Annotated in this window: 20 protein-coding genes and 1 pseudogene; 15 read left to right on the top strand and 6 right to left on the bottom strand. The window is 43.6% G+C overall.

The window, feature by feature from the left end; genetic code table 11:
* The 8 genes from B9A22_RS26510 to B9A22_RS22495 all read left to right on the top strand — a co-directional run.
* Positions 1-2,298 (top strand): autotransporter outer membrane beta-barrel domain-containing protein (locus B9A22_RS26510; protein ID WP_139796349.1); only part of this gene is annotated, 2,298 nt, incomplete at its 5' end.
* Between the two features lie 161 nt (positions 2,299-2,459).
* Positions 2,460-2,654 (top strand): hypothetical protein, encoded by a 195-nt coding sequence (locus tag B9A22_RS22525; RefSeq protein WP_084578196.1) that lies wholly within the window; start codon positions 2,460-2,462, stop codon positions 2,652-2,654.
* A gap of 36 nt (positions 2,655-2,690) precedes the next feature.
* Positions 2,691-2,912: a hypothetical protein gene (locus tag B9A22_RS22520; protein WP_084578195.1), complete on the top strand. Its 222-nt coding sequence runs from the start codon at positions 2,691-2,693 to the stop codon at positions 2,910-2,912.
* Positions 2,913-3,282: 370 nt separating this feature from the next.
* The gene (locus B9A22_RS22515; protein WP_084578194.1) at positions 3,283-3,675 is read left to right on the top strand and encodes a DUF3592 domain-containing protein; all 393 of its coding nucleotides are present in this window, start codon (positions 3,283-3,285) and stop codon (positions 3,673-3,675) included.
* A 44-nt stretch (positions 3,676-3,719) separates the two neighbouring features.
* Positions 3,720-3,899, top strand: coding sequence for a hypothetical protein (locus tag B9A22_RS22510; protein WP_084578193.1), 180 nt, complete (start codon positions 3,720-3,722; stop codon positions 3,897-3,899).
* A gap of 38 nt (positions 3,900-3,937) precedes the next feature.
* Complete coding sequence (locus B9A22_RS22505) at positions 3,938-4,408, top strand: protease inhibitor I42 family protein (RefSeq protein ID WP_084578192.1); 471 nt, start codon at positions 3,938-3,940, stop codon at positions 4,406-4,408.
* A gap of 70 nt (positions 4,409-4,478) precedes the next feature.
* The gene (locus B9A22_RS22500) at positions 4,479-4,865 is read left to right on the top strand and encodes a DUF1036 domain-containing protein (RefSeq protein ID WP_084578191.1); all 387 of its coding nucleotides are present in this window, start codon (positions 4,479-4,481) and stop codon (positions 4,863-4,865) included.
* Between the two features lie 317 nt (positions 4,866-5,182).
* Entirely contained in the window at positions 5,183-5,749 is a 567-nt protein-coding gene (locus B9A22_RS22495; RefSeq protein ID WP_084578190.1) for a transposase, read from the top strand.
* A gap of 1,410 nt (positions 5,750-7,159) precedes the next feature.
* Here B9A22_RS22495 and B9A22_RS22490 read toward each other — a convergent pair.
* Positions 7,160-8,389, bottom strand: coding sequence for an ATP-binding protein (locus B9A22_RS22490; protein WP_084578189.1), 1,230 nt, complete (start codon positions 8,387-8,389; stop codon positions 7,160-7,162).
* A gap of 359 nt (positions 8,390-8,748) precedes the next feature.
* Here B9A22_RS22490 and B9A22_RS22480 point away from each other — a divergent pair, with 359 nt between their 5' ends.
* On the top strand, positions 8,749-9,261 hold the full coding sequence (locus tag B9A22_RS22480) for a recombinase zinc ribbon domain-containing protein (RefSeq protein ID WP_245824108.1): 513 nt from the start codon (positions 8,749-8,751) through the stop codon (positions 9,259-9,261).
* A gap of 254 nt (positions 9,262-9,515) precedes the next feature.
* Here B9A22_RS22480 and B9A22_RS22475 read toward each other — a convergent pair whose 3' ends face one another.
* The 4 genes and pseudogenes from B9A22_RS22475 to B9A22_RS25080 all read right to left on the bottom strand — a co-directional run bounded on the left by B9A22_RS22475 (position 9,516) and on the right by B9A22_RS25080 (position 13,429).
* Positions 9,516-10,100 (bottom strand): cupin domain-containing protein, encoded by a 585-nt coding sequence (locus tag B9A22_RS22475; RefSeq protein WP_245824107.1) that lies wholly within the window; start codon positions 10,098-10,100, stop codon positions 9,516-9,518.
* 133 nt (positions 10,101-10,233) lie between these two features.
* Entirely contained in the window at positions 10,234-11,598 is a 1,365-nt protein-coding gene (locus B9A22_RS22470; RefSeq protein WP_084578186.1) for a nickel-dependent hydrogenase large subunit, read from the bottom strand.
* A pseudogene (locus B9A22_RS22465) lies at positions 11,573-12,568 on the bottom strand (hydrogenase small subunit); the annotation flags it as partial. The gene B9A22_RS22470 and the pseudogene B9A22_RS22465, both read right to left, overlap by 26 nt.
* A gap of 630 nt (positions 12,569-13,198) precedes the next feature.
* Entirely contained in the window at positions 13,199-13,429 is a 231-nt protein-coding gene (locus B9A22_RS25080) for a hypothetical protein (RefSeq protein WP_139796347.1), read from the bottom strand.
* A gap of 519 nt (positions 13,430-13,948) precedes the next feature.
* On the opposite strand from B9A22_RS25080, the gene B9A22_RS22460 reads away from it, so the two are divergent.
* The gene (locus tag B9A22_RS22460; protein ID WP_084578184.1) at positions 13,949-14,779 is read left to right on the top strand and encodes a class I SAM-dependent methyltransferase; all 831 of its coding nucleotides are present in this window, start codon (positions 13,949-13,951) and stop codon (positions 14,777-14,779) included.
* A 242-nt stretch (positions 14,780-15,021) separates the two neighbouring features.
* Here B9A22_RS22460 and B9A22_RS22455 read toward each other — a convergent pair whose 3' ends face one another.
* Positions 15,022-15,987, bottom strand: a complete 966-nt coding sequence (locus B9A22_RS22455) for a helix-turn-helix transcriptional regulator (protein ID WP_084578183.1) — start codon at positions 15,985-15,987, stop codon at positions 15,022-15,024.
* Between the two features lie 198 nt (positions 15,988-16,185).
* Here B9A22_RS22455 and B9A22_RS22450 point away from each other — a divergent pair, with 198 nt between their 5' ends.
* The 5 genes from B9A22_RS22450 to B9A22_RS22430 all read left to right on the top strand — a co-directional run bounded on the left by B9A22_RS22450 (position 16,186) and on the right by B9A22_RS22430 (position 21,317).
* Positions 16,186-16,560: an ATP-binding protein gene (locus tag B9A22_RS22450; protein ID WP_084578182.1), complete on the top strand. Its 375-nt coding sequence runs from the start codon at positions 16,186-16,188 to the stop codon at positions 16,558-16,560.
* Positions 16,561-16,652: 92 nt separating this feature from the next.
* On the top strand, positions 16,653-16,892 hold the full coding sequence (locus B9A22_RS22445; RefSeq protein ID WP_139796346.1) for an ATP-binding protein: 240 nt from the start codon (positions 16,653-16,655) through the stop codon (positions 16,890-16,892).
* A 475-nt stretch (positions 16,893-17,367) separates the two neighbouring features.
* Positions 17,368-18,027: a GntR family transcriptional regulator gene (locus B9A22_RS22440; protein ID WP_084578200.1), complete on the top strand. Its 660-nt coding sequence runs from the start codon at positions 17,368-17,370 to the stop codon at positions 18,025-18,027.
* Positions 18,028-18,193: 166 nt separating this feature from the next.
* Positions 18,194-20,563, top strand: coding sequence for a glycyl radical protein (locus B9A22_RS22435; RefSeq protein ID WP_084578180.1), 2,370 nt, complete (start codon positions 18,194-18,196; stop codon positions 20,561-20,563).
* Positions 20,550-21,317: a glycyl-radical enzyme activating protein gene (locus B9A22_RS22430; RefSeq protein ID WP_084578199.1), complete on the top strand. Its 768-nt coding sequence runs from the start codon at positions 20,550-20,552 to the stop codon at positions 21,315-21,317. The genes B9A22_RS22435 and B9A22_RS22430 overlap by 14 nt, the downstream gene beginning before the upstream one ends.
* The last annotated feature ends 1 nt before the right edge of the window (position 21,318 follow it).

Genomic DNA, 21,318 nt, shown 5'->3' with positions numbered 1-21,318 from the left:
GGCGGGACACAGCAGGTAGAAGGCAGCGCCGCCAGCGCCACCATCAACAGCGACGGAATGCAGAATGTGTACAGCGGCGGCAGCGCCACCGACACCACTTTAAACGGCGGATTGCAGTATGTGTCCAGCGGCGGCAGCGCCGTCGGCACCACCATCAACAGCGGCGGAAGGCAGGATGTGAACAGCGGCGGCAACGCCACCAGCACCACCATCAACAGCGGATATCAGATTGTGTACGCCGGCGGTAGCGCTACCACCACCACCATTTACAGTGGTGGCTTGCAGCGGGTGAATAGTGGCGGCAGTGCCACCGACACCACGATAAACAATGGTGGACAGCAGGTTGTGTTGGGCAGCGCCGCCAGCGCCACCATCAACAGCGGCGGAAATCAGTATGTATCCAGCGGCGGCAGCGCCAACGGTACCACTGTAAACAACAGTGGAACGCAGTATGTGTCCAGCGGCGGCAGCGCCAGCGGTACCACTGTAAACAGCAGTGGAAGGCAGTATGTGTACAACGGCGGCAGCGCAGTGAGCACCACGATATACAGTGGTGGGTGGCAGGCTGTGTACGACAGCGCAGTGAGCACAACTATCAGCGGCGGAGAACAGTCTGTTTATAGCGGCGGCAACGCCACCAGCACCACCGTAAACAGCGGCGGAAAGCAGTGGGTAAATGGCGGCGGCAGCGCCACCGGCACCACGATAAACAGCGGCGGCTACCAGGATGTGTATAGCGGCGGCAGCGCCACCAGCACAACCATCAACAGCGGCGGTTTGCAGCAGGTGAGTAGCGGCGGCAGCGCCGCCAGTACCACTATAAACAGTGGCGGACTTCAGCAGGTGAATAGCGGCGCCGTGGTCACCGGCACCACCGCCAACTCCGGCGGTGTCATTCAGATGAACTCCGGCGCGGCACTGTCCGGCACAACATCCCTTATTCTGGGAACCATCAACCTTAGCGGCACTTCCGGAACATACGCCATTGCCAACCTGGCCGTAACAAATGGCGGCACAGTCAGCCTCGCCAATGGCACCACCGCCGGCAACCAGCTCAATATTACCAACATGAGCGGCGGGGCAAAATTTGTCATCAACACCGATCTTGCCCACGGTCAATCGGATCAGATCAACATTACCAGCGCCGCCAATTCGCAAAATACCGTCCAGGTAGCGTATGACCCGGGGTTTGCGACAGGCAAGAATATCAGCGGCAGCGCCAGCTTTGCCACCGTATCGGGCGGCAGCGCCGCCTTCACGGCGGCGCCGACCGAATACGGCGCGTACCGCTTCACCCCGACCCTGTCCGAAACCACCAGCGGGGGCGTGGACACCTGGTCGGTAACCGGGCTTACTGTTCCGTCCGACGGTCCGGCCGGCGTGAGCGAAACCGTGCATACAGCCTCCGACATCAATGCCGGCAGCTTGATGCTGTGGCGCAGCGAAAACAACAACCTGACAAAGCGCATGGGCGAACTTAGAAATGCCAAAGGTCAGGAAGGGGAATGGGCCAGGGTTTACCGGGGCTCGGAAGAGACCGTTGATTCCTACGGCCGCAGCACTACATCGGATTACACTGCGATCCAGGGCGGCTATGACACCAAGCATCGCGTTGACGGCGGCACATGGTACACCGGCTATGCTCTCGGCTACCTCAGCGGGGATGCCGCCCTGGCCCGGGGCAGCGGCACGTACAGCAGCGTGACGGTCGGCGCCTATGGCAGCTGGCTGGGAGACAAAGGCCACTATTTTGACGTCATCGCCAAAGCAGGCCGGCTGCGGACCAGCTACTACAACTATCTGAACGACGCGGTAAGCACCAGGGTAGATGGCAGCTACGCCAACTGGGGCACAAGTGTTTCGGCGGAATACGGCTTTAGAAAAAAGCTGGCCGATAACTGGTATCTGGAGCCGCAGCTGGAAATAAACCTGGCCCGCGTCAATTCGGCGAGCTATACCACCAGCGACGGCACGTCGGCATACAATCAGGGGAGCAATTCCACTGTCGGCAGATTGGGCCTGGCCATAGGCCGGAACATGGATCAGAAGAACAGCTTCTATGTCAAAACCTCAATCGCCAGGGAGTTCAGCGCCCGTTCGGCGGTAACCATGTCGACAGGCGGTCTGACGCCGGTGACGCTGGAGCAAAATCTCAAACAAACCTGGCTGGAATACGCCCTGGGACTGACCACAGCCTTCAATAGCAGAACCAACGGCTACATGGAAATCAGCAAAACCACCGGCTCCACGACCAAGACCCCGTGGCTGGTCAACGCCGGGATCAGGTGGAACTTCTGATAATAACAAACCGGGGAAAGATAGAAATTTGAAGGTTTTTACGGCCGGGGAACAATAATGAACCCTAGTGTGACTGGTTGCGCGGAAACCACGGCTATAGCTTTATGAAACTCTAGCCGGTGGTTTCTTTTATCCCTTATGAAACTGTGGGAGGGATACTGATGCCTATCTGGACGGCTTCCGGTTTTAACTGGGACATATTAGCTATTCCTGCGATAATTGCTCGGATCGTACCGCAGAGAACTGGGGTCCGGCCGGCGGCTACCTGCCCGGCACAACCGGCGGATAATAATGCCGCTGGAAGGCTTTGTTCAGTCGCTGGCCGTGCAGGAGGATATCGTGAGGCACACGGTTAAGGTAGACAAATATTAACAATCAAGAGGGGGATAAAAATGAAACAAAATAAAAAACTCATTATTGTATTCTTATTAGTGGCTATAAGTATCATTGGTATTTCGGGTGTATACGCCGCCACCCGAGCCCTTGAATGTCCAAGTTGTCACGAGCAAACATATGCACCTAATGGGAGGAAATATACCGCAACTGACGCGAAACAATATGAATGTAGCAATTGTGGACACAAGGGAACTGCAAATGAGTCGCCAGATTTTTAACAAATAGTTATAAGCTGTAAAAAAATTCGTATGACTCAATAATGATAGACGGGCAAAATTGCTCATTTCAAATCCGCGCTTTGTGTCGTACCAGAGATGAAGCAAAAAGAACTTTCAAAAAAGAAGTTCTTAAATTCCAACGCTTATTATACTGTACTGTCAACCTCCGGCCAGGAATTATCAGAAGCGGGAGTAAGGAGGATTCTACAAGAAATGGTTGCTTATTGGGCTTGCTGCAGGCTGAGTCTGGTCTCAGGCAAGGTGAGCAGCGTTAAGAGGCTCACTTCTTCGCTGCATGGAATTTGAGAATTAGCAATCATGGCAGTTGAGACAATTCCTTGTGAGCTCACTGTACGCGAGAGGTGATAAAATGGATTTAATGATTTTTTCTGGCATAGGCTTTATTACCTTTTTAGCAGGGCTATTATCGCTGAAGAGGGAAATTAGATTATTCAAAAATGTTGTTACTACTACAGCAACTGTTGTTAAATATAATGAGTATGAGGATATAAATAGACTTACCATGTATACCATGGTTGCTGAATATAAGTTGATAGATGGCAGAATCATCCAAGCACCAGAGCAGGCAGGCTGCACTCGACGAAAATATTCAATAGGAACTGAGCTTCAGATCGGGTATAGTCAAGAAAAACCAGAGCTGTTTACTGTCAAAAATGATTATTCAAGAAAAGCTGCTATGGTAGGAATGTGTATTGTAGGATTAGCAATGTTTATATTTGGTGTATTATACGAACTTGGTTAGAGGAAATCAGGTATAGTTAGCATTACGTACATGAGGGTGACATTATGATTAGTTTATTGCGTGGTCTACGTTGGTTGTTATGTCTGGTTTATCTGTTAATAGTTTTTGCTATTCTAGATTTTTTGCCTGCCGACACTATGGAGGTTGCTGTAATATTATTTGTCATCGTTGGTTTTTGCGGGTATCGAATCCTCTTTGTTGGTGATGGTACCAGCATCTTTTGACGGCCAAAGTAGAAAACGAAAGGTGGGCGGTGGCTAGGGTGAAAATTCCATATGGAGAAATGCTCAAGAAGGTGTTTGCCATGCTGAGCATGTCATTCCTTATCTGGGGTATGGCAGCAGCAGGGGTATTGGCGGAAGACATGACTGTTCGGGAACCGCCTATAGCCATGACGGTTAAAGCGGATGCCGACGATGCGGCCAGCGAAGGCTTGGCTGTTGATATCAAAGCGGGCGATTTTTTCAAAGTCGAATTATATGCGGCCAGCGGCACCGGTTATGACTGGGAATTGCTCAATAAAGCGTTACAGTTGGTTAAAGTAGAGAAGCGCTATTCGGTGATGGAAACGCCAAACCTGCCAGGCGGAAAAATGTGTACGGTATATATTCTTCAAGCCAAACCAGACACTGTTGGTCAGGAACCCGTTGTTTTTTCGCTGCGGCGCAGTTGGGAACCGGCTAATATGGCAGCTAAGACAATTAACTGCGAGGTCAAAGTCAGCAAAGAGTAGCTGCGACTAGACTAAAGCAGCTTCTTTATGACTAGCCTTATGTGATAAATAATAAATGGAGGAGTGTAAAATGGCGAAAATGATTAGGGGTATTGTGGCAAAAATATTCCTGGGAGTACTGCTGGTGGCGCTTATTACTCCGCAGCAGGCGTGGGCGGCGACTAAGCCATCAACTCTGCACCTAATCAACAATCGATCCGAAACAGTGTGGGTATCGATTAGTAATTGGGATTTTGACAGGAACACATCGTTTACCAGAGGCTGGTATGGTGTTAAGCCGAATAGCAGTATAACTATCCCGGTTGGGCCTTATCTCGATTACGAGCAAAGCATCTACCTTTATGCCAAATCAAGCACCCGTGTGTGGGAAGGCACTTTGGCCGAACTTGGCGAATGTGATGATAGAGTTACTATGGCGTTGTCCGTACAGACACGAAGTTCGAATACTGGGGTGTAGGAGGATGGAAGGATAGCTGGAAAGATTGGAAAAGGTGCCTATTCATTTCGGTGAGTAGTGATGAGAGTGGTAATTTTACATACACATTTGATTAGTACCAGTGGTTTTACAGGAATTACGGTGAAAAAGATGAAAAATTGGTTATAGGCAAAATAATGTATCGTTTTGTGCCTGCGTGAAAGGTGGAATGGTTTGATAAGAGCCAACAACGCCCGCAAGAAGAATCTTACTAAAGGCAAGATAGCCAAAAATGCTAGACCACTTTGAACAATCTGCCGCGCGCTATTTAGAGCTACTAGAACAAGGTGACGACCCTGATGGCGCTACTGACGTCTACCGTACTTGCCGACAAAGGGTACTATACGGGAGAATGCCTAAGAAAGTGCGAACGAGGCCAGATTACGGCCATCGTATCCAAGCAAAATCCCCCATCGAGCACGGGAAATCCAGCCTACACATTAGACAAATTTAAGTATAATCAAGAAAGCGATTGCTATATTTGCCCACGAGGGGAAATTTTTCCTAACGTAAGCAAGAATGATGCAAAAGAAAAGGTGTACCGGAGCAAAGTATGCAAGAACTGCCCTTGTAAGGATGAATGCACAAAAAATAAACGAGGCCGGCAAATCATAAGAGGCGAATACCATGACATCATGGCGCGGGCAGATGAACGATTTGCGAAAAATATGACGCTTTACAAACAGCGGCAGATGATCGTGGAACACCCATTTGGAACCATCAAACGAGCAATGGGTTACACACACTTCTTGTTGCGGGGAGTAGAAAAGGTCCAGGGCGAAGCGGTTATGCATTGTTTAATGTATAACCTAAAACGCGTGCTCAGAATTTTAGGAACGGAAAAATCAATGGCAGCAATCAGCTAAGCGTTCAGCTTTTACTTCCAGGATTGCTGCCGTTTTTTTCATATTCTGCTCTTTAGACCATTAACCGCCTGAGAATATCACCATTTTTGCACAGTCTGACGTTTCTTTATTGTCAACAAACGATAAGTTGACGACAATAAATTGTTACAAACATTACCAAACAAAACTGTTCTCTCTCAATTAGAGGAACAGCTTTAGATTATAGACATATGCAACATTGCTTACATGCTTGGGTACAAAGTAAAGCTAAAGTAAAAAATGGTTTCTTAATGAGAAGAATGACGTGCGCCAGTCCTATTTCCTGGAGGACTCGGATACAGTATTTGGGGTGCCGAATCTTTACGCAAAAACTCCTATTTCGCGAATCAGTATCACGATTCTATCAAATGACACGTGGAGTACATAAGGAGATGTGCTCTTTTTTTAGTGGATTCATTTTTAAGATTAACGCAGTGCTAATGTACCCCGGTAGGCCCCTATCAATCTCTACAGCCTTTACCACCAAGACCGCCGCCCCCCTTCACGCGAAAAATTGCAGAATTAACAAGGGGGGATACCCCTTATGCCACCAAAACTCTATGGTTTTAGCGGTTGGTGGGCTTTTGTTTCCCTAAATTGTTCTGTACTCAGTAAGAAAAGGCAGTATAAAACGTTGTGAAAAATATAGTTTTACGCGCGTTTTTCGGCAAAAGTGCTGCAGATTTTACTTGATATTCTCTGTATTTGGAGTGATATATAGTGTAACGAAAAAAACAGGAACGGGAGTTTGGGGATCTGCTTCAAATCGAAGATAACTTTCCTAAGCTTGTGGTCAGTATGGACGATATCGATATGTCCCACAAGGGGATTGTACATTTGAATATCAAAGATTTTTTTGTTGAATAGTTGGTAAAGATAAGCCGCAAATATCTGAAAAAGAGCAGGTGATGATAATGAATGAGATGTTGTCCGATAAGGTCTGTGAGGATGTCGTTATAAAATACTTTAATAAGGTTGTTCGGAACGTGAATTTGAATTTGCTAAGACCCTTTTAGGAATAAACATGCCGCTTGACCAAATCGTTACAAACTGACCTGACCGTTGCGGAAGAAGACTTGCGTGACACCGATTTAGACTGGTGGTAGCCACGGGTCGATCAAGTTCTATGCGTAATGACAAAAAAAGGAGGCATTCCTAACATAACGCATGTTTTATAGGGTTCTGCTTAAGGTATTAGTGACGTTCTCTTCCTCTCCGCCAGAGAAATCAAGGCTTCCAGCGTTTTTGCTGGAAGCTTTTTTATTGCCGAAAAATAGCTTCTGGCAACAAGGTTGGCAACAAAAGAGCCGCAACTCTCTTTTTTGAGAGTATGCGGCTTTGATTTTTAGTCAAAGATGGCGGCGGCAATGTCGCAGATGTAAAAGAAAAAACTTATATCCCCCAAATAGGCACAATCAAATTCTGGCTGTCAAACGCTGACAACCTATCAGTCGTACAAAGCACAGCTCCTGTGCCACGCTCTAAAGTAGCCTTGTCAATCACGCCAAACACACGAGTGAGCTGCTTTTGCGGCGTGGCAGTTTTCTTGATTTCCATGGGGTATAGCTTGCCGCTGTCCTCTAGCAGAATATCAATTTCCTTAGTGTCCTTATCCCGATAGTAATAAATAAAGGCCTCCCAGCCGCAATTCTGATAGCTCTTGACAATCTCAGATACCACAAAATTTTCAAGAATAGCACCACTCATGGCACCGTTCATCAGGGTATCGCTGTTACTCCATTTGGTCAGGTATGCCACCAACCCGCAGTCATAGAAATAGAGCTTTGGCTTGGTTACCATGCGCTTGAGCATATTGTTAGAATATGGGTGGAGATAAAACACGATTCCCAGTCTCTCTAAAATCCCAAGCCAGTTTTTGGCGGTAATCTGGTCAATACCGGCAGCGTCAGCAATGGTCTTGTAGTTGAGCATCTGTCCGCACAAAGCGGCGGCGGCAGTGATGAAATCCATAAACCTGAGCGAATCGATAGTGCCGGAAAGTTCCTTTACATCCCGGTCTATATAGGTACTGATGTAGCTGGAATAAACTGCCCGATGGTCGCTATACTGTCCACTAATGAGGGCGGGCATACCGCCTCTGAAGATACGCTCATAAAGTGCAGGCGTATCGATAGGCGTGCGCTCCTTGATTCGTTGTGACAACTGTTCCAAATCCAGCACAAAAGGTGCAGTGGCAGCACCATAGATTTCCGCCTGTGACATGGGCGACATATGCAGCAGGCAGACACGCCCGGCCAGCGACTCCTGTATCCCCTCCATCAATTTGAATACCTGCGAACCAGTCAACCAAAAGTCACCGGCCCGCCGGTTCTGGTCAACGTGTATTTTGATATAGGTAAACAGCTCTGGCGCATACTGTACCTCATCGATAAACACCGGCGGCTTGTGGATTTGCAGGAACAGCTTCGGATCGTTCTTCGCCATTTGGCGCTCTGTCAAATCGTCCAGTGTCACATACTCCCGCCCTATGTTCTCCTCTGAAGCTAGTTTTTGAAGCATGGTTGTCTTGCCAACTTGCCTTGGACCTGTGAGCAGCAACGCGGGAAACTCCTTGTTAAGACGGAGAAACGTAGCTTCCATTGCTCTGTGTATATAATTCATGAGTTCACCTCGTCGTCTAAAAATAACGTTTATTATATTATAGCCGAACTGCGTTGCGTGGGCAATTGGGTTTCGTCTATTATTTATATTTATTATATTTTAGACGAAATTATTACAATATATACTGTAAATAAGAAGTTTCCAGTGTTAGAACGCGGGAAACTCCTTTCGTTAATTGGTTTGCTTAAACTATTCGAAGAGTGCAGCTACGAAGCACAGGTCAGATACTACGAAGAGCATATTAAAAAACGGCCAGAATCGGATTTTGCCACTATCTACGCTGACGAAGTGCATTACCGCACCAATACCAAAAGCGCACCGATTTTCATCGAATGATCGGCGATTGCCTGTTGGCAAAGATGGAACGCAGGCGAAATTTCGCGGTAGAACATAGTATTCAAAAGCTTGAGTACGCGACAACCACTAATCCTTTTGCGGGCAGGGTGATTTGCGGCTCTTATGGTAAAGCCTTTGGCAGAAAGGTATGGAATTCTACCGATGAACGATTTCGGAGAGTTATCTGGCGCTGCAATGGCAAGTATCCAGCCAAAGGTGAAAAGGGCTGTAATAGTAAGCATATTTATAATGAGGTTTTATACCAAGTCGTTATCAATATTTTTAACACGCTGATTGAAAACAGGGATTACTTTATAGCCAAGTGGAACGAGCGACTAAAAAGTGATAACGCTCTCTACCGATACAAGGCAAGGCAATTCATGAAGATAATTTTGGAGACTGCACCGCTAACGGAGTTTAAGATAGATTTATACAAGGCATTGGCTGAAAAGATGACAGTGGTTGACGGGAAGCAGATAATAGTGACGTTGCTTGATGGGACAGAATTAGAATGTGTATTTGAGCAAGAAAATTAATTGCCGGTGCCGTGCTTGGATTCCACGGTAACCGGCTTTTTTTGTTATGTTTAGATCGTCAATAAATAAAATTAATGTAATAGCGCCCCAGCACAGCGGATATTTAAAGAAAAAGACAGATTGCTGATAAAATTCACAAAATTAATTAAACACGAATATCGTATGTAAAATTCTGTGCTTTTTTCTTTTTTATAGATATAGTTTTCTAGAATTTTTTAATCCTAGAAAGCTAATTTCTAAGTCTTTTAAAAATCTCATCGGTAGTAGCCTTGGTGGTTATCTTCAGCATCTTCTTTAGTTTTATGAACTGTACTATGTGGATGCTGAGGCGGTGCATAAATAGAATATAATTTAATTGGTATATCGCCGGTGTTAATTAGATTATGCCATTTACCAGCAGGTATAATGAAGGCATAATTTTCCCGAACATTTACTCGAAAATTCAATCTGTTTTTTCTATCTCCCATTTTGACAAGTCCTTGACCTTCTTCAATGCGTATGAGTTGGTCGAGATTTGGGTGATTTTCTAAACCTATATCTTCCCCTACGTTGATACTCATCAAGGTAAGTTGAAAATATTTACCTGTCCATAAGGCAATACGAAACTTATTGTTTTGCTTTGTAGCTTTTTCAATGTTAATAGCAAAGGGGTTAGGCCCATAGTCCTTTAGTTTAATAGGATAACTGGCAGGAGGATAATGGCAATGGAATTGATTACAAGTATTATAAATATGTTCACAGTAAGGGCAGTGACACATTTTATAATTGGAATACATATCATCGTGATCGTACATTGGCATGTTAATCTGCCATGGATATCGATTTCTATTATAAACCAAATTTAACACTCCTCTCTCAACTTCAACATTATTATATTGACCTAGTATAATATATGAAGATATCATTACATAAGTTCTCTGTATAAAACCCGGAAATAAAAATGAGAGGGGAAATCCCTCTCACTAATGAAACCTAATGGGTTGCGCAGGATATGCATGGATCAAACGAGCGTATAATTCGGCCAAGAATAACATTTCTTAGTTCCGGTGACGGAATATCAGTGCCCACCAGGGCGCTTTCAGCCGGACCTCGATTATTTTGCTCGTCTTTTGGCGAGAAGTTCCAAACGGTCGGTGTAATAATATCATATCTCTCTACTTTTTCATCTCGCACCAGCGCAGAATGGAGCAATGGCCCTCGCATAGCATCTGTTACTGCAGTAGCCTGGTTACGGACAAGATCTTTTTTCTGATGGATAGGAGGTTCTTCTGGTTGTAGCTCATGAAGCCATTCTTCCATTAATTCTGATATAAGAAGAGTTTCTAAAGAACGAGCGATTATCCGATCCATGGTTGAAGTACCGCCGTCATAAAACCCGTTCATAAGCATACGGGCTAATGGACCGCCTTCATAATGTTTTCCCCGATATTGCACCGATTTGGTCCAGGTGTAAGCTTCCGGCTTGTGTGGGGCAGGGGAGAGTTCATCTGATTTTTGCCAAGCTGCACGTTCGAACCAAGCTCTCGAAATATCTTCTTGGATAAGGCCAAGATTAACATCACTTAATCGTCCATTTTCCAATACACCTGAGTGCCATAGCATTGGATTGTTTTTACTGCCAAAACGAAACAATCCAAAAGAAAGAAAGCGCCCAGGTGTTTCGCCAATATGAAAGTAGTCGCTATAGCATCTGGCGATTAGCTCAGTATCTGGCATTAAGTAGCGTTTCACAAAATCCTGAATATCGCGTACAAGTGCAAGAGCTTGGTTAATTTTATCTGCTGTTGGTGCTACAGCGACCCCGCCGTGAACAAAACTGTGTTGGTGGGGTGCCTTGCCGCCGAACAGGGCGAGAATTTGATGGCTCTTTTCTCCGGCTTTGATAGCTTCTAAATAGTGACTTGCTAAGCGTCGATTGTCTGTTTCATCAAATCGGCAGTCATAGCAATTTTGACTTAAAAATGGCGGTTGATTAGGCATGACGACAAAATCAGGTAGTCCAAAGAAATAGAAATGACGGATATGGTTCTGCAAGAAGTCTGCGCCCATCATAATGTTTCGTAAATACTGGGCGCTCTCCTCGATATCATTGTTGTACAACTGATCAAGCAGATAGCTTGCTACAGCTCCGTGGACGGAGGAGCATATGCCGCAAATACGCTGGGTGAGATAGATTGCATCAGTAACATGGTGGTTACGCATTATATACTCAAATCCACGAAACATCGTACAGCTAACATCTGCTTCGGTAACTAATCTATGTTCTACTTCAAGTTCAACAGAGAGTAAGCCACTTAGCCGTGTAACAGGGCTAAACAGGATTTTTTGCGGACTCATGTGTCTCCCCCTTTTCCGGTGTTATCTGTTGTGGGTGACCAGTTCCTTCGGATTTGTTTTTCTGAGGTAAAGGGGTGAAAAAGGGAGCAGACCCGTCAGGAAAGTCGCGATTGGTGCAACCGATACAAGGAGTATTTACTTTGACTGGCCAACTGACATGATTAATCCACTGCCTGTATGGGCAGTCTGACCCTGTACGCGGACCTGTGCAGCCTTGTGAAAACATGCATTCGATATCCCCAAGCTTTTCGGCAAAATCCTTTTTATCAAAATAAGACCGCCGTTGGCAATGCTGGTGAACGGTATGACCATAAAAAAGCTTGGGCCGGTTTAACTCATCCAGCTCAGGCTCGCCATACATCAAAAGATGAGCCAGTGTCCCTACAAACCAATCGGGATTAACGGGACATCCGCTGACATTGATTACGCGCCGCTTCAAAACCTTACTTACTCCTACTGAGCCGGTCACGTTGGGAGCAGCGGACGATACACCGCCAAAACTAGCACAAGTTCCAATAGCCACAACAAACTCGGCAGCTTCCCCTAGCCTCGTTACTGCTTCTAATGCTGTGATAGGACCTCTTCTCGTTCGGGCGATAACGTTATATATGCCACCATCTTTGGTTGGTATGGCACCTTCAACCACTAACGTAAACTTTCCATAGTAATTGCTTAGAGTATCTTCTACTAGACTTAGAGCATCACGCCCCTGGGCGGCCATGAAGGTGTTGCTGTATATTAAGTCGATCATATCTGTAAAAATCTGGTTCAAATATGGATAGGTTGTGTTCATAAACGCGATATTGTTATCGCCGCTGTCACTTGTCTCTAGCCAGATTACAGGAAGCTTGCCTTTATTATGGTGTGCCAAATATTCGCGGGCTGCAGGCAAGACTCTTGCTGAAAACGCAAAAGCGTCTTCTGTTGCAGTTTCTTCACAAAGCCGTAAAAAATCTACTTTGTTCATCGTACTCCTCTTTAGTTTTTAAACATTATATGCATCTAATAGAGGAATAACGACTATGCTATTAGAGATTGGCTTCTATAAATCTAGAAATGGTTTTTTCCAGAACTAACAACTGAAACATCACCATGTGAGTTATTTGTGGAGCTTGCCTTCTATCCATAGGTGTTTTGCGAAAAAGTATAGCCCATAAAGCTAAGCCGACCCCCTTGTCAAAAGGGGGTCGGAACCATTTCGCGAAACCACTATTTCGTGTTTTAGTATCGTCTAGTTACCATAATACACATTGAGTTCGTCACGATGATAGAATCTAAAAATAATGATATTTTGATTACCGACCATGCTTGCCTAAATGTTTTTTCTTTATAATCGTTATGTTGACTTGATGCATATAGAATCGATTTGCCTGTTAAATGAGCATAAACCCCTAAACCTTTGTTGAATAGCTGGTAAAGATAAGTAGCCAATCCTAATTTTAGGATCAGCGGCTTTGGTTATCCACTCGCGAGGTTTAAACCCACCGCTTTTAGACGAGATTTAGACTGGTGGTAGTCTCAATGAAAAATAGGGTCAAGGGTCGATCAAATTCTATGCGTAATGACGAAAAAGAAGGCATTCCTAACATAAACGCATGTTTTATAGGGTTCTGTTTAAGGTATTAGTGACGTTCTCTTCCTCTCCGCCAGTGAAATCAATGCCTTGCGCAGTTTTGCGCGAGGCTTTTTTGTGTTTAGAAATAAGTCGATTTGCCTTTTTGCCCCCATTTTGCCCCATCAAAAATGAGGAATAAAATAAATGCAAATGAGTATTTGAATAAATTACCTGATGATTTGGAAAATCTTCAGAATGAGAATCAACAAATATCACTAACGGCATTAGGATAAGTAATGCCAAGGGTATAGTTTTGATTTATCAGTAATTATCACAAGATAATTCACGGATGTTGATATCGTCAGCTATAGGCACGAACTGGTAACCTCTTCGGTGCATTTCGTGATTGCGAGTAATTGGCAGGATGCAGAAGGAAGCAAGTACCAAATCCTAAAATAATGAGATAGACAGCCAACAAAACGGAATGTATGGATGAGAACGTAATAATCTCTCCATTGACAAGCAAAGCAATACGGCTATAAAATAAAAATATAATTTAATGAAAAGGTGATGAATATCCGGCGTGTCGGATACCACAAAATCGGTGGTATAGATGCAACTGGAAAAGAGTAAATAAAATCAATTCAATAGGTGAAAAGCAACCGTTTAGCGGTTTTGTTTTTGTGCCTACTGTTTGGTTTTATTTTATTCTTAAACTTATCTTCACCTTAAGAAGATTAGCCGTAGAGTAAAATCTACGGCTTTTTTAGTTGACTAATTTTAAGGAGTGGTTTTATGTATAATGATATTTTTATGTATTTGGAGCATCCTGCGATTTATAAGCAAAACGAGGTTAATTTCTGGAATGATGAGCATATTTCTAAGCATATGCTCACAGCCCACCTTAATCCAGATTACGAAGGTGCAAGCCGAAAATTGAGCTTTATTGAACAGTCCGTAAAATGGATTCAAGAAACTATACCATCTTCCGAATACCCCCAATTATTAGACATCGGCTGTGGACCTGGGCTGTACACTGAACGGTTTTGTAAAGCTGGTTACAGAGTCACTGGGCTTGATTTTTCAAAGCGGTCAATAGAGCATGCTACAAGTTCCGGTCACCAACAAGGCTTAGACATAACGTATATTTACCAGGATTATCTGAAAATGAATTATGACAATGTGTTTGATGTAACAACGTTTATTTACTGTGATTATGGAGCACTGTCAGTCGAAAACAGGGCGATAATACTACGAAAAATATACCATGGTCTAAAAAGCGGTGGAAAGCTTCTATTAGATGTATTTTCCATGGTGAAGTACAACGAGTTTGAAGAATTAAAGACTTGGAAAGTTCATGAAGATGGGGGATTTTGGAGTGCAGAAAAATATCTTTCATTGAATGCACAGTACAAGTATTCCGACAATGTGACACTAGAACAAACCGCTGTAATTACGGATAACAGAATCAGAAAATATTATATATGGAATTGCTATTATACTCCAGCAACTTTAACAAAAGAAGTATATGAAGCAGGGTTTAAGAAATTTGATTTATTCAGTGACGTTACGGGCAAACCTTATATGGAAGATAGTTCGACTATTGCAATTATCCTGGAAAAATAGCAAACGATTAAACCTCTATAAAAAAGCGCTTTATGAATAAAGAAGTCCTTTTTATGATAAATAAAATTGTAATATTTACATTTTCGCGCAACTATAAAAATTTGGCATATGGGTATGATGGAAGACAGCTAATTTAGATTAACAAGAAATCTTGGAGCATTATGGGAAAGATATAGAAAATGAATTAAACAAAACATGACTTCATATGGTCATTGACTATAGTGGAAAGCAGTCGATTTTATTTACCTCCGCACTGGTCTGATATACTTAAAAAACCGTTCCGGATTATGATAAAAGTAAATTATTCTGCCGGGGGAAGTATCAAAGCAGTAACCAGTGCCTGCAAAATCAAAAGTTGCCATTGCCTTTTCAATCTTTTCCTCCACACTACGATTTTCCTGCTCATAATCGAATGGCCCGTGTTCAAAAACAATATACTCGGCTTCGGGAACATCAATCATAAGCATTTGTGGCGGTACTTCGCCTTTATAATCAAAAGGAAGTCGTACACCATAACACTCTGTGCGTGGAATACCCCAATCGCAGAGTCTGCCGTCCGGGTCATTAATGTACGCCATAATCTGACCGCTTCCGCCGTTAGATTCGCTCCCACCATCATCATCCAATTTGCCCTTGATACTATCGAGCAAGCCGCAAATTGTTTCGCAGTCCTGTCCCGGAATAAGACTTTGTTTTTGCCAAAAATCCCAATACCCATTACTCTCATAGTTTTTAATGTGCAAAAATTTGTGCGCTGAAATGGTTATAAAATAAAATTTAATATCATCTGTAGATTTCATCATCCCAATCTCTCCCAATCCTAAAAAGTAGCGATCAAAAGGGTTTATTTTTGTACGAAGGACAACAGGCTTAGGCTTTTTTCGGTATTCACTTGGAGTTACACCATATGTTTCCTTGAAAGCTCTGGTAAAAGCTTCATGTGATGAAAAACCATAATCAAAAGCAATATCCAAAAGGCTTTTTTCACTATCCCGAACCTCTTTTAGTGCAAAGGCTAATTTTCTATGACGCAGATAATCCCTAAATTGCATACCCGATATTTCTTTGAATTTTCTCGTTGTATAAAATTCAGAATAACCCAGCCTCCGAGAAAGAAAGCGTAGTGTCAAGGCTTCATCATTATAATTTTTAACACATTTGTCAATTTCATCAACGATTATTTGAATTTGTTTCTGCCACTCGTACATTCGTCTATCCACCTCGTTTCAATCACCCTACATTTATTATAAAGAAATAGAGAGATTACTGCTTGATTTTACTTGCTGTTATTTCATTTTTCTCTTTTAAGTTCTGCATCTTTGCATCAGGCCTACAATAATGGAAAACAGCTTCAGTAAATTCGTGGAACTGGTAAAGGTGCGGTGCATAGTGCGAGGATATCGCAGTTGCCTGAAACTAAATTTCTTAAAATTTGTACTCCTATTTGCCTACGGAAGGATGAAGCTTATGTTATCGTGAAAGATATTTACAACACTACCATTTTTACTGACATTGTTAAGCGCAACCAATTTCGGAAGATTGACCAGTTGGAACGTGTTGTGAAGTACGCTTTTGATAACATTGGCAACACCTTTTCAGCGAATTCTATCAAAGGTTTTTTGACAAGCCAAAGCCGGAGTATTGATGTAGAAACGATCTATAATTACCTTTCGAAGCTAGAAAGTGCCTATATCTTGAACGGGCGTTCGCGCCAGGCAACTACAAGGCAGAGAGATTCTGAAAACGCAAGAGAAGTTTTATTTAGCGGACAAGGCCTTTAAGCACGCTGTTTTAGGATATATGCAGGATGATATATCTCAAACCCTTAAAAATATTGTATATTTAGAGCTTCGACGGCGCGGATATGATGTATATGTCCGGTAAACTTGACACAAAGGAGATTGATTTTGTTGCCGAAAAGCAAGGGAAAAGCATCTATGTTCAAGTTGCCTATCTCTTAGCCGATAAAAAAATACAGGAACGGGAGTTTTGGAATCTGCTCCAAATTAAAGATAACTTTCCTAAGTTTGTGGTCAGTATGGATGATGTTGATATGTCCCAAAAGGGGATTATCCATTTGAATATCAAAGATTCTTTGTTGAATAACTGGTAAAGGTAAGCCGCCAATCCTGAACTAGGATCAGCGGCTTTAGTTATCTACTCGTGAGATTTAAAACCATCGCTTTTAATGAGGTTCAATGAGGACTGACCATTGAGGAAGTAGGAGGCTTGGGTGACGCCGATTTAGGCTGGTAGTTTCAATGAAGAATAGGGTCAAGGCCGATTAATTTTTATGCGTAATGATAAAACGGAGGCATTCCTAACATAAACGCATGTTTTATGGGGGTTTGTTTAAGGTATTAGTGACGTTCTCTTCCTCTCCGCCAGTAAACAAGCCTTTGAAGGTTATTCAAAGGCTTGTTATTTATTTTCGGCTGTTTCTTTTAGTATAATAATGAATACAGATGAAATGATGTATGATGGTCAGGATTAAAGGCTCTCTGCATCCGAATGGTATTTTCGAATGTATACATCATACAATCGAAAATGGAGTTTACAAAACCGTTAAAAAGTTCTATAGTAAAAGCATGAAAAATAACTTTACTGGTCAGATAAAAACTGCATATCGTACGTTGCCTGGCATGATTACGAATATTCTTCGCGAAGCCATTCTGTCCGGGGAACTTAGTGGGGGAGTCCAACTCAAACAGGAGGAATTAGCTACCAAATTCGGCGTAAGCATGAGTGCCCTGCGGGAGGCATTGAAAAGCCTGGAAGCGGAGGGATTGGTACGCTTTTATCCTAATCGTGGAGCGGTGGTTAGTGAATTATCCGTAGCCGAAGCGCAGGAGATTTTTGATATACGGCTTTTTTTGGAATTAGGGGCATTAGAGCTGGCTATTCCTAATTTGACTGAAGACGTTTTGGCAGAGGCGGACGAAATTTTAAAAAAGGCAGATGAAGAAACCCAGAGTAATCATTGGAGCGAACTGAACTGGCAGTTTCACGAAACTCTCTATCGATCCGCAAACCGGCCGAAGTTACTTGCGATGATTCAAAACCTACATAACAATGTTGAACGTTATATGCGGTTATATTTGACAACAATGCATTACCAGACAAAATCGCAGGAAGAACATCGTGCGTTACTAAATGCTTGTGCCCAGGGAAATATTAAAGGTGCTCAAAAAATATTACGCAAACATATGGCTGATGCAAGCAATAACCTGATCGAATACCTAAGCTAATCGATTTATTAAAATTCTTCTTTTAATAGTATTAAAACGAAACCGAACACACCAAAGCTAAATGTTTATAACGTTAGCTTTGATTATTGTATATATTCGAAAATCGAAAATAAAATCTAAATGCTGCTTCGTAGAGAATTGTATCAAAATCCGAGGAGGGACAAATATGTCTAGTAAACGTATTGAAGGTTTTAAAAAGTCATACCTTGATGCTAAGCCATCTATTAGTATTCACCGGGCAATGGCTTTTACGGCATCACACCAAAAATCTGAAGGTGAATCAGTGATTAGACGACGGGCAAAAGCATTTCAGGATGTGTGTAAGAGTATTCCCGTAACCATTTTTGACAACGAACTTATTGTTGGATCTGTCGGTGAATTCCTGAAGTCCGGGGCTGTTTGTCCCGAATATTCCTGGAAATGGGTCGATGAGGAAATGGACTTCTTTGAAAGTCGGGATCAGGACCCCTATTGTATTGATCAAGAAGCAAAAAATATCTTGCGCAAAGAGATTTTTCCATACTGGAAAGGCAAATCTTTGGAGGAAAATTTTTTGTCACGCATCAATCCGGAAACGGCAAAAATTTTGATTGATACAGGCATTATCGATAACGATTCCAAATGGAGAAACGCAATTGGCGAGATTACTGCCGACTATCAGGATATCATCTTTAAAAAAGGTTTTGGCGGGCTTAAGGAAGAGGCGCTCAGGCAGTTACAAAGTTTGGAACCGGTTAGCGCCGAGGCCTTGGAAAAAATCGATTTTTACAACTCTGCCGTGTGGGTATGCGAAGGAATTGTCATTTTGGCTAACCGCTATGCGGATAAAGCCATGCAGCTAGCGCAAGTCGAGGAGGATAGTCTGCGTAAAGAAGAACTGCTTGAAATTGCCAGGATTTGCCGTAAGGTACCGGAACAGCCCCCGGAAAATTTTTATGAAGCAGTACAGGCAGTATGGTTTACCCAGCTTGGCTCGATACTGTCCGAAAACTCCCTGGCCTTGAATCTGGGCAGATTTGATCAATATATGTATCCATACTATGCCGCTGATATAAAAGCAGGCAGTGTAACGGCGGAAAAAGCGCAAGAATTAATTGAGGCGCTTTGGATTAAGCTTTCTGAATGGGTATGGGCTATTTCGAGTAATACCGCCAAATTTTTTGCCGGCTATAACTCATTCCAGAATTTGACTCTGGGCGGCAGAACAAGAGAAGGCCGGGATGCAACAAATGAACTTTCTTACATGTGTCTTAAAGCCACTGAGAACGTAAAAACACACCAGCCAGGCTTGAGTGTGCGGATTCACCCCGATAGTCCGGCTGAATTTCTCTTAGCTGTATGTAAACTAATTCGTGTCGGGACAGGATTTCCTGCAGTACACAACGACGGGATTGGGGCGGCCATGCTGCTCGCGGAAGGACTATCGCCTGAAGATGCACGTGATTGGAGTAATTGCGGCTGTGTGGTGCCGCACTTTAGGAAAATCGGCAAGTGGACGTCGGCAGTTAATATTAATTTGGCCGCCGCTCTTGAATTTGCCTTAAACAGCGGTAAAAGCCGCATCTACGGAAAAGATATGGGTCTTGCTGAAATCCCTGTTTCTGAATTTAATGGCTATGAAGAAGTAAAAGCAGCCTTTTATAAACAACTTGCTTATCTGGTAAAGCATTCTGTGATCGGGTCAATTACCGCCCAGCAGATTCATGCTGAAATGGTACCAAGGCCATACCTTTCCATGCTTGTGGAAGGCTGTATGGAGCAAGGAAAAGACCTTAGCAAAGGCGGCGCTAAATATAATCTGGGACCGGTTCTTACCGGAATCGGGATTGCTGACTCGGCCAACTCGTTAGCCATGATCAAAAAACTGGTATTTGAGGATAAAAAATATACATTAGAAGAAATCGGCAAGGCTTTGGAGGCCGACTGGGAAGGTTATGAAGAGCTGAGACAAGCGGCGCTTGCTTGTCCGAAGTATGGCAATGATGATGACTATGTTGATTTTATCGCTGCCGAAATAAGCGATTTCTTCTACAGAGAAGTACGGGCCTATAAAGACTATTTTGGCGCACCTTTCAATTCGGCGTTCATGGGTATCTCCAACTATATCCCGGCAGGGAGTGTAATCGGGGCGACACCGGATGGCAGAAAGGCTAAAACACCTTTGACCGAAGGCGTTTCACCACATGCAGGGACTGACCTGACAAGTCCGACCGCTGCGATGCGCTCTGTTGCCAAGATCAATCATGACGTGCATTCAGGTGGTACGCTGATGAACGTTAAATTATCCCCTGACTTATTGAAAACAGATAGAGACCTGAAAAACCTGGCAGCTATTATCAGAGCGTACTTTGCCCTTGGCGCTTTTCATGTTCAGTTTAACGTGATTTCCACTGAAGTATTGAGAAAAGCACAGGAGCATCCGGAGGAGTATAAGGATTTGCTTGTCCGGGTGGCCGGTTACAGTACACAGTTTGTCAACCTGTCCCGCGAAGCGCAGGATGCGATCATTGAAAGAACAACCTATGAAGCCATGTAGTGGCAATATATTTCAAATACAGCGCTGGTCGCTGCATGATGGTGAAGGAATCAGGAGCACTATTTTCTTTAAAGGCTGCCCGCTAAGATGTAAATGGTGTTCGAATCCGGAGTCGTGGAATGGAAATCCTGAAGTATGTCCGACTGGTGCCCGCAAGACAATAGGCTCTACAGTGACGGTTGAAGATGTTTTGAAAGTAGTAAAAAGAGATGCTGTCTTCTATCGGGAGTCTGGAGGCGGGGTTACCTTTTCCGGGGGAGAGCCCTTTGCCCAGCCTGAATTCTTGCGGCAGCTTACAGCAGCCTGCAGTCAACTGGGGATTGATACGGCTGTTGAAACGAGTGGTTATTTTGATTTTGAACAAGTAAAAGACATTTTTGAACAGCTGGATTGCGTTTTTGTAGATATCAAGCATATGGACGACGAGGTTCATAAGAAAATGACCGGAGTCAGCAATCGTAAGATTTTAGAAAACATCAAGCAGATATCCCGGATGCATCCGAATACTATTGTTCGCGTGCCGTTTATTGAAGAAGTTAACGCCAATGAGCAAAACATCAAAGCAATGTGTGAATATCTTTCGCATACGCGCGTGGTGGGTGTCGAACTTTTGCCTTATCATGATTTCGGCCAGTCGAAGTATAGTGCAATGGGAATTCAGGGGCAGGACTTCACAACTCCTGCCGCCGCTAAAATAGATGATGCCAAAAGAATAATAGCTGACTATGGTATCTGCATTGTAGATTTTAAGTAGC

This window comes from Sporomusa malonica, assembly GCF_900176355.1.
Classification (GTDB): domain Bacteria; phylum Bacillota; class Negativicutes; order Sporomusales; family Sporomusaceae; genus Sporomusa; species Sporomusa malonica.
Note: the sequence above shows the minus strand (reverse complement) of the source record. Positions and strands in the feature narration are given on the sequence as shown.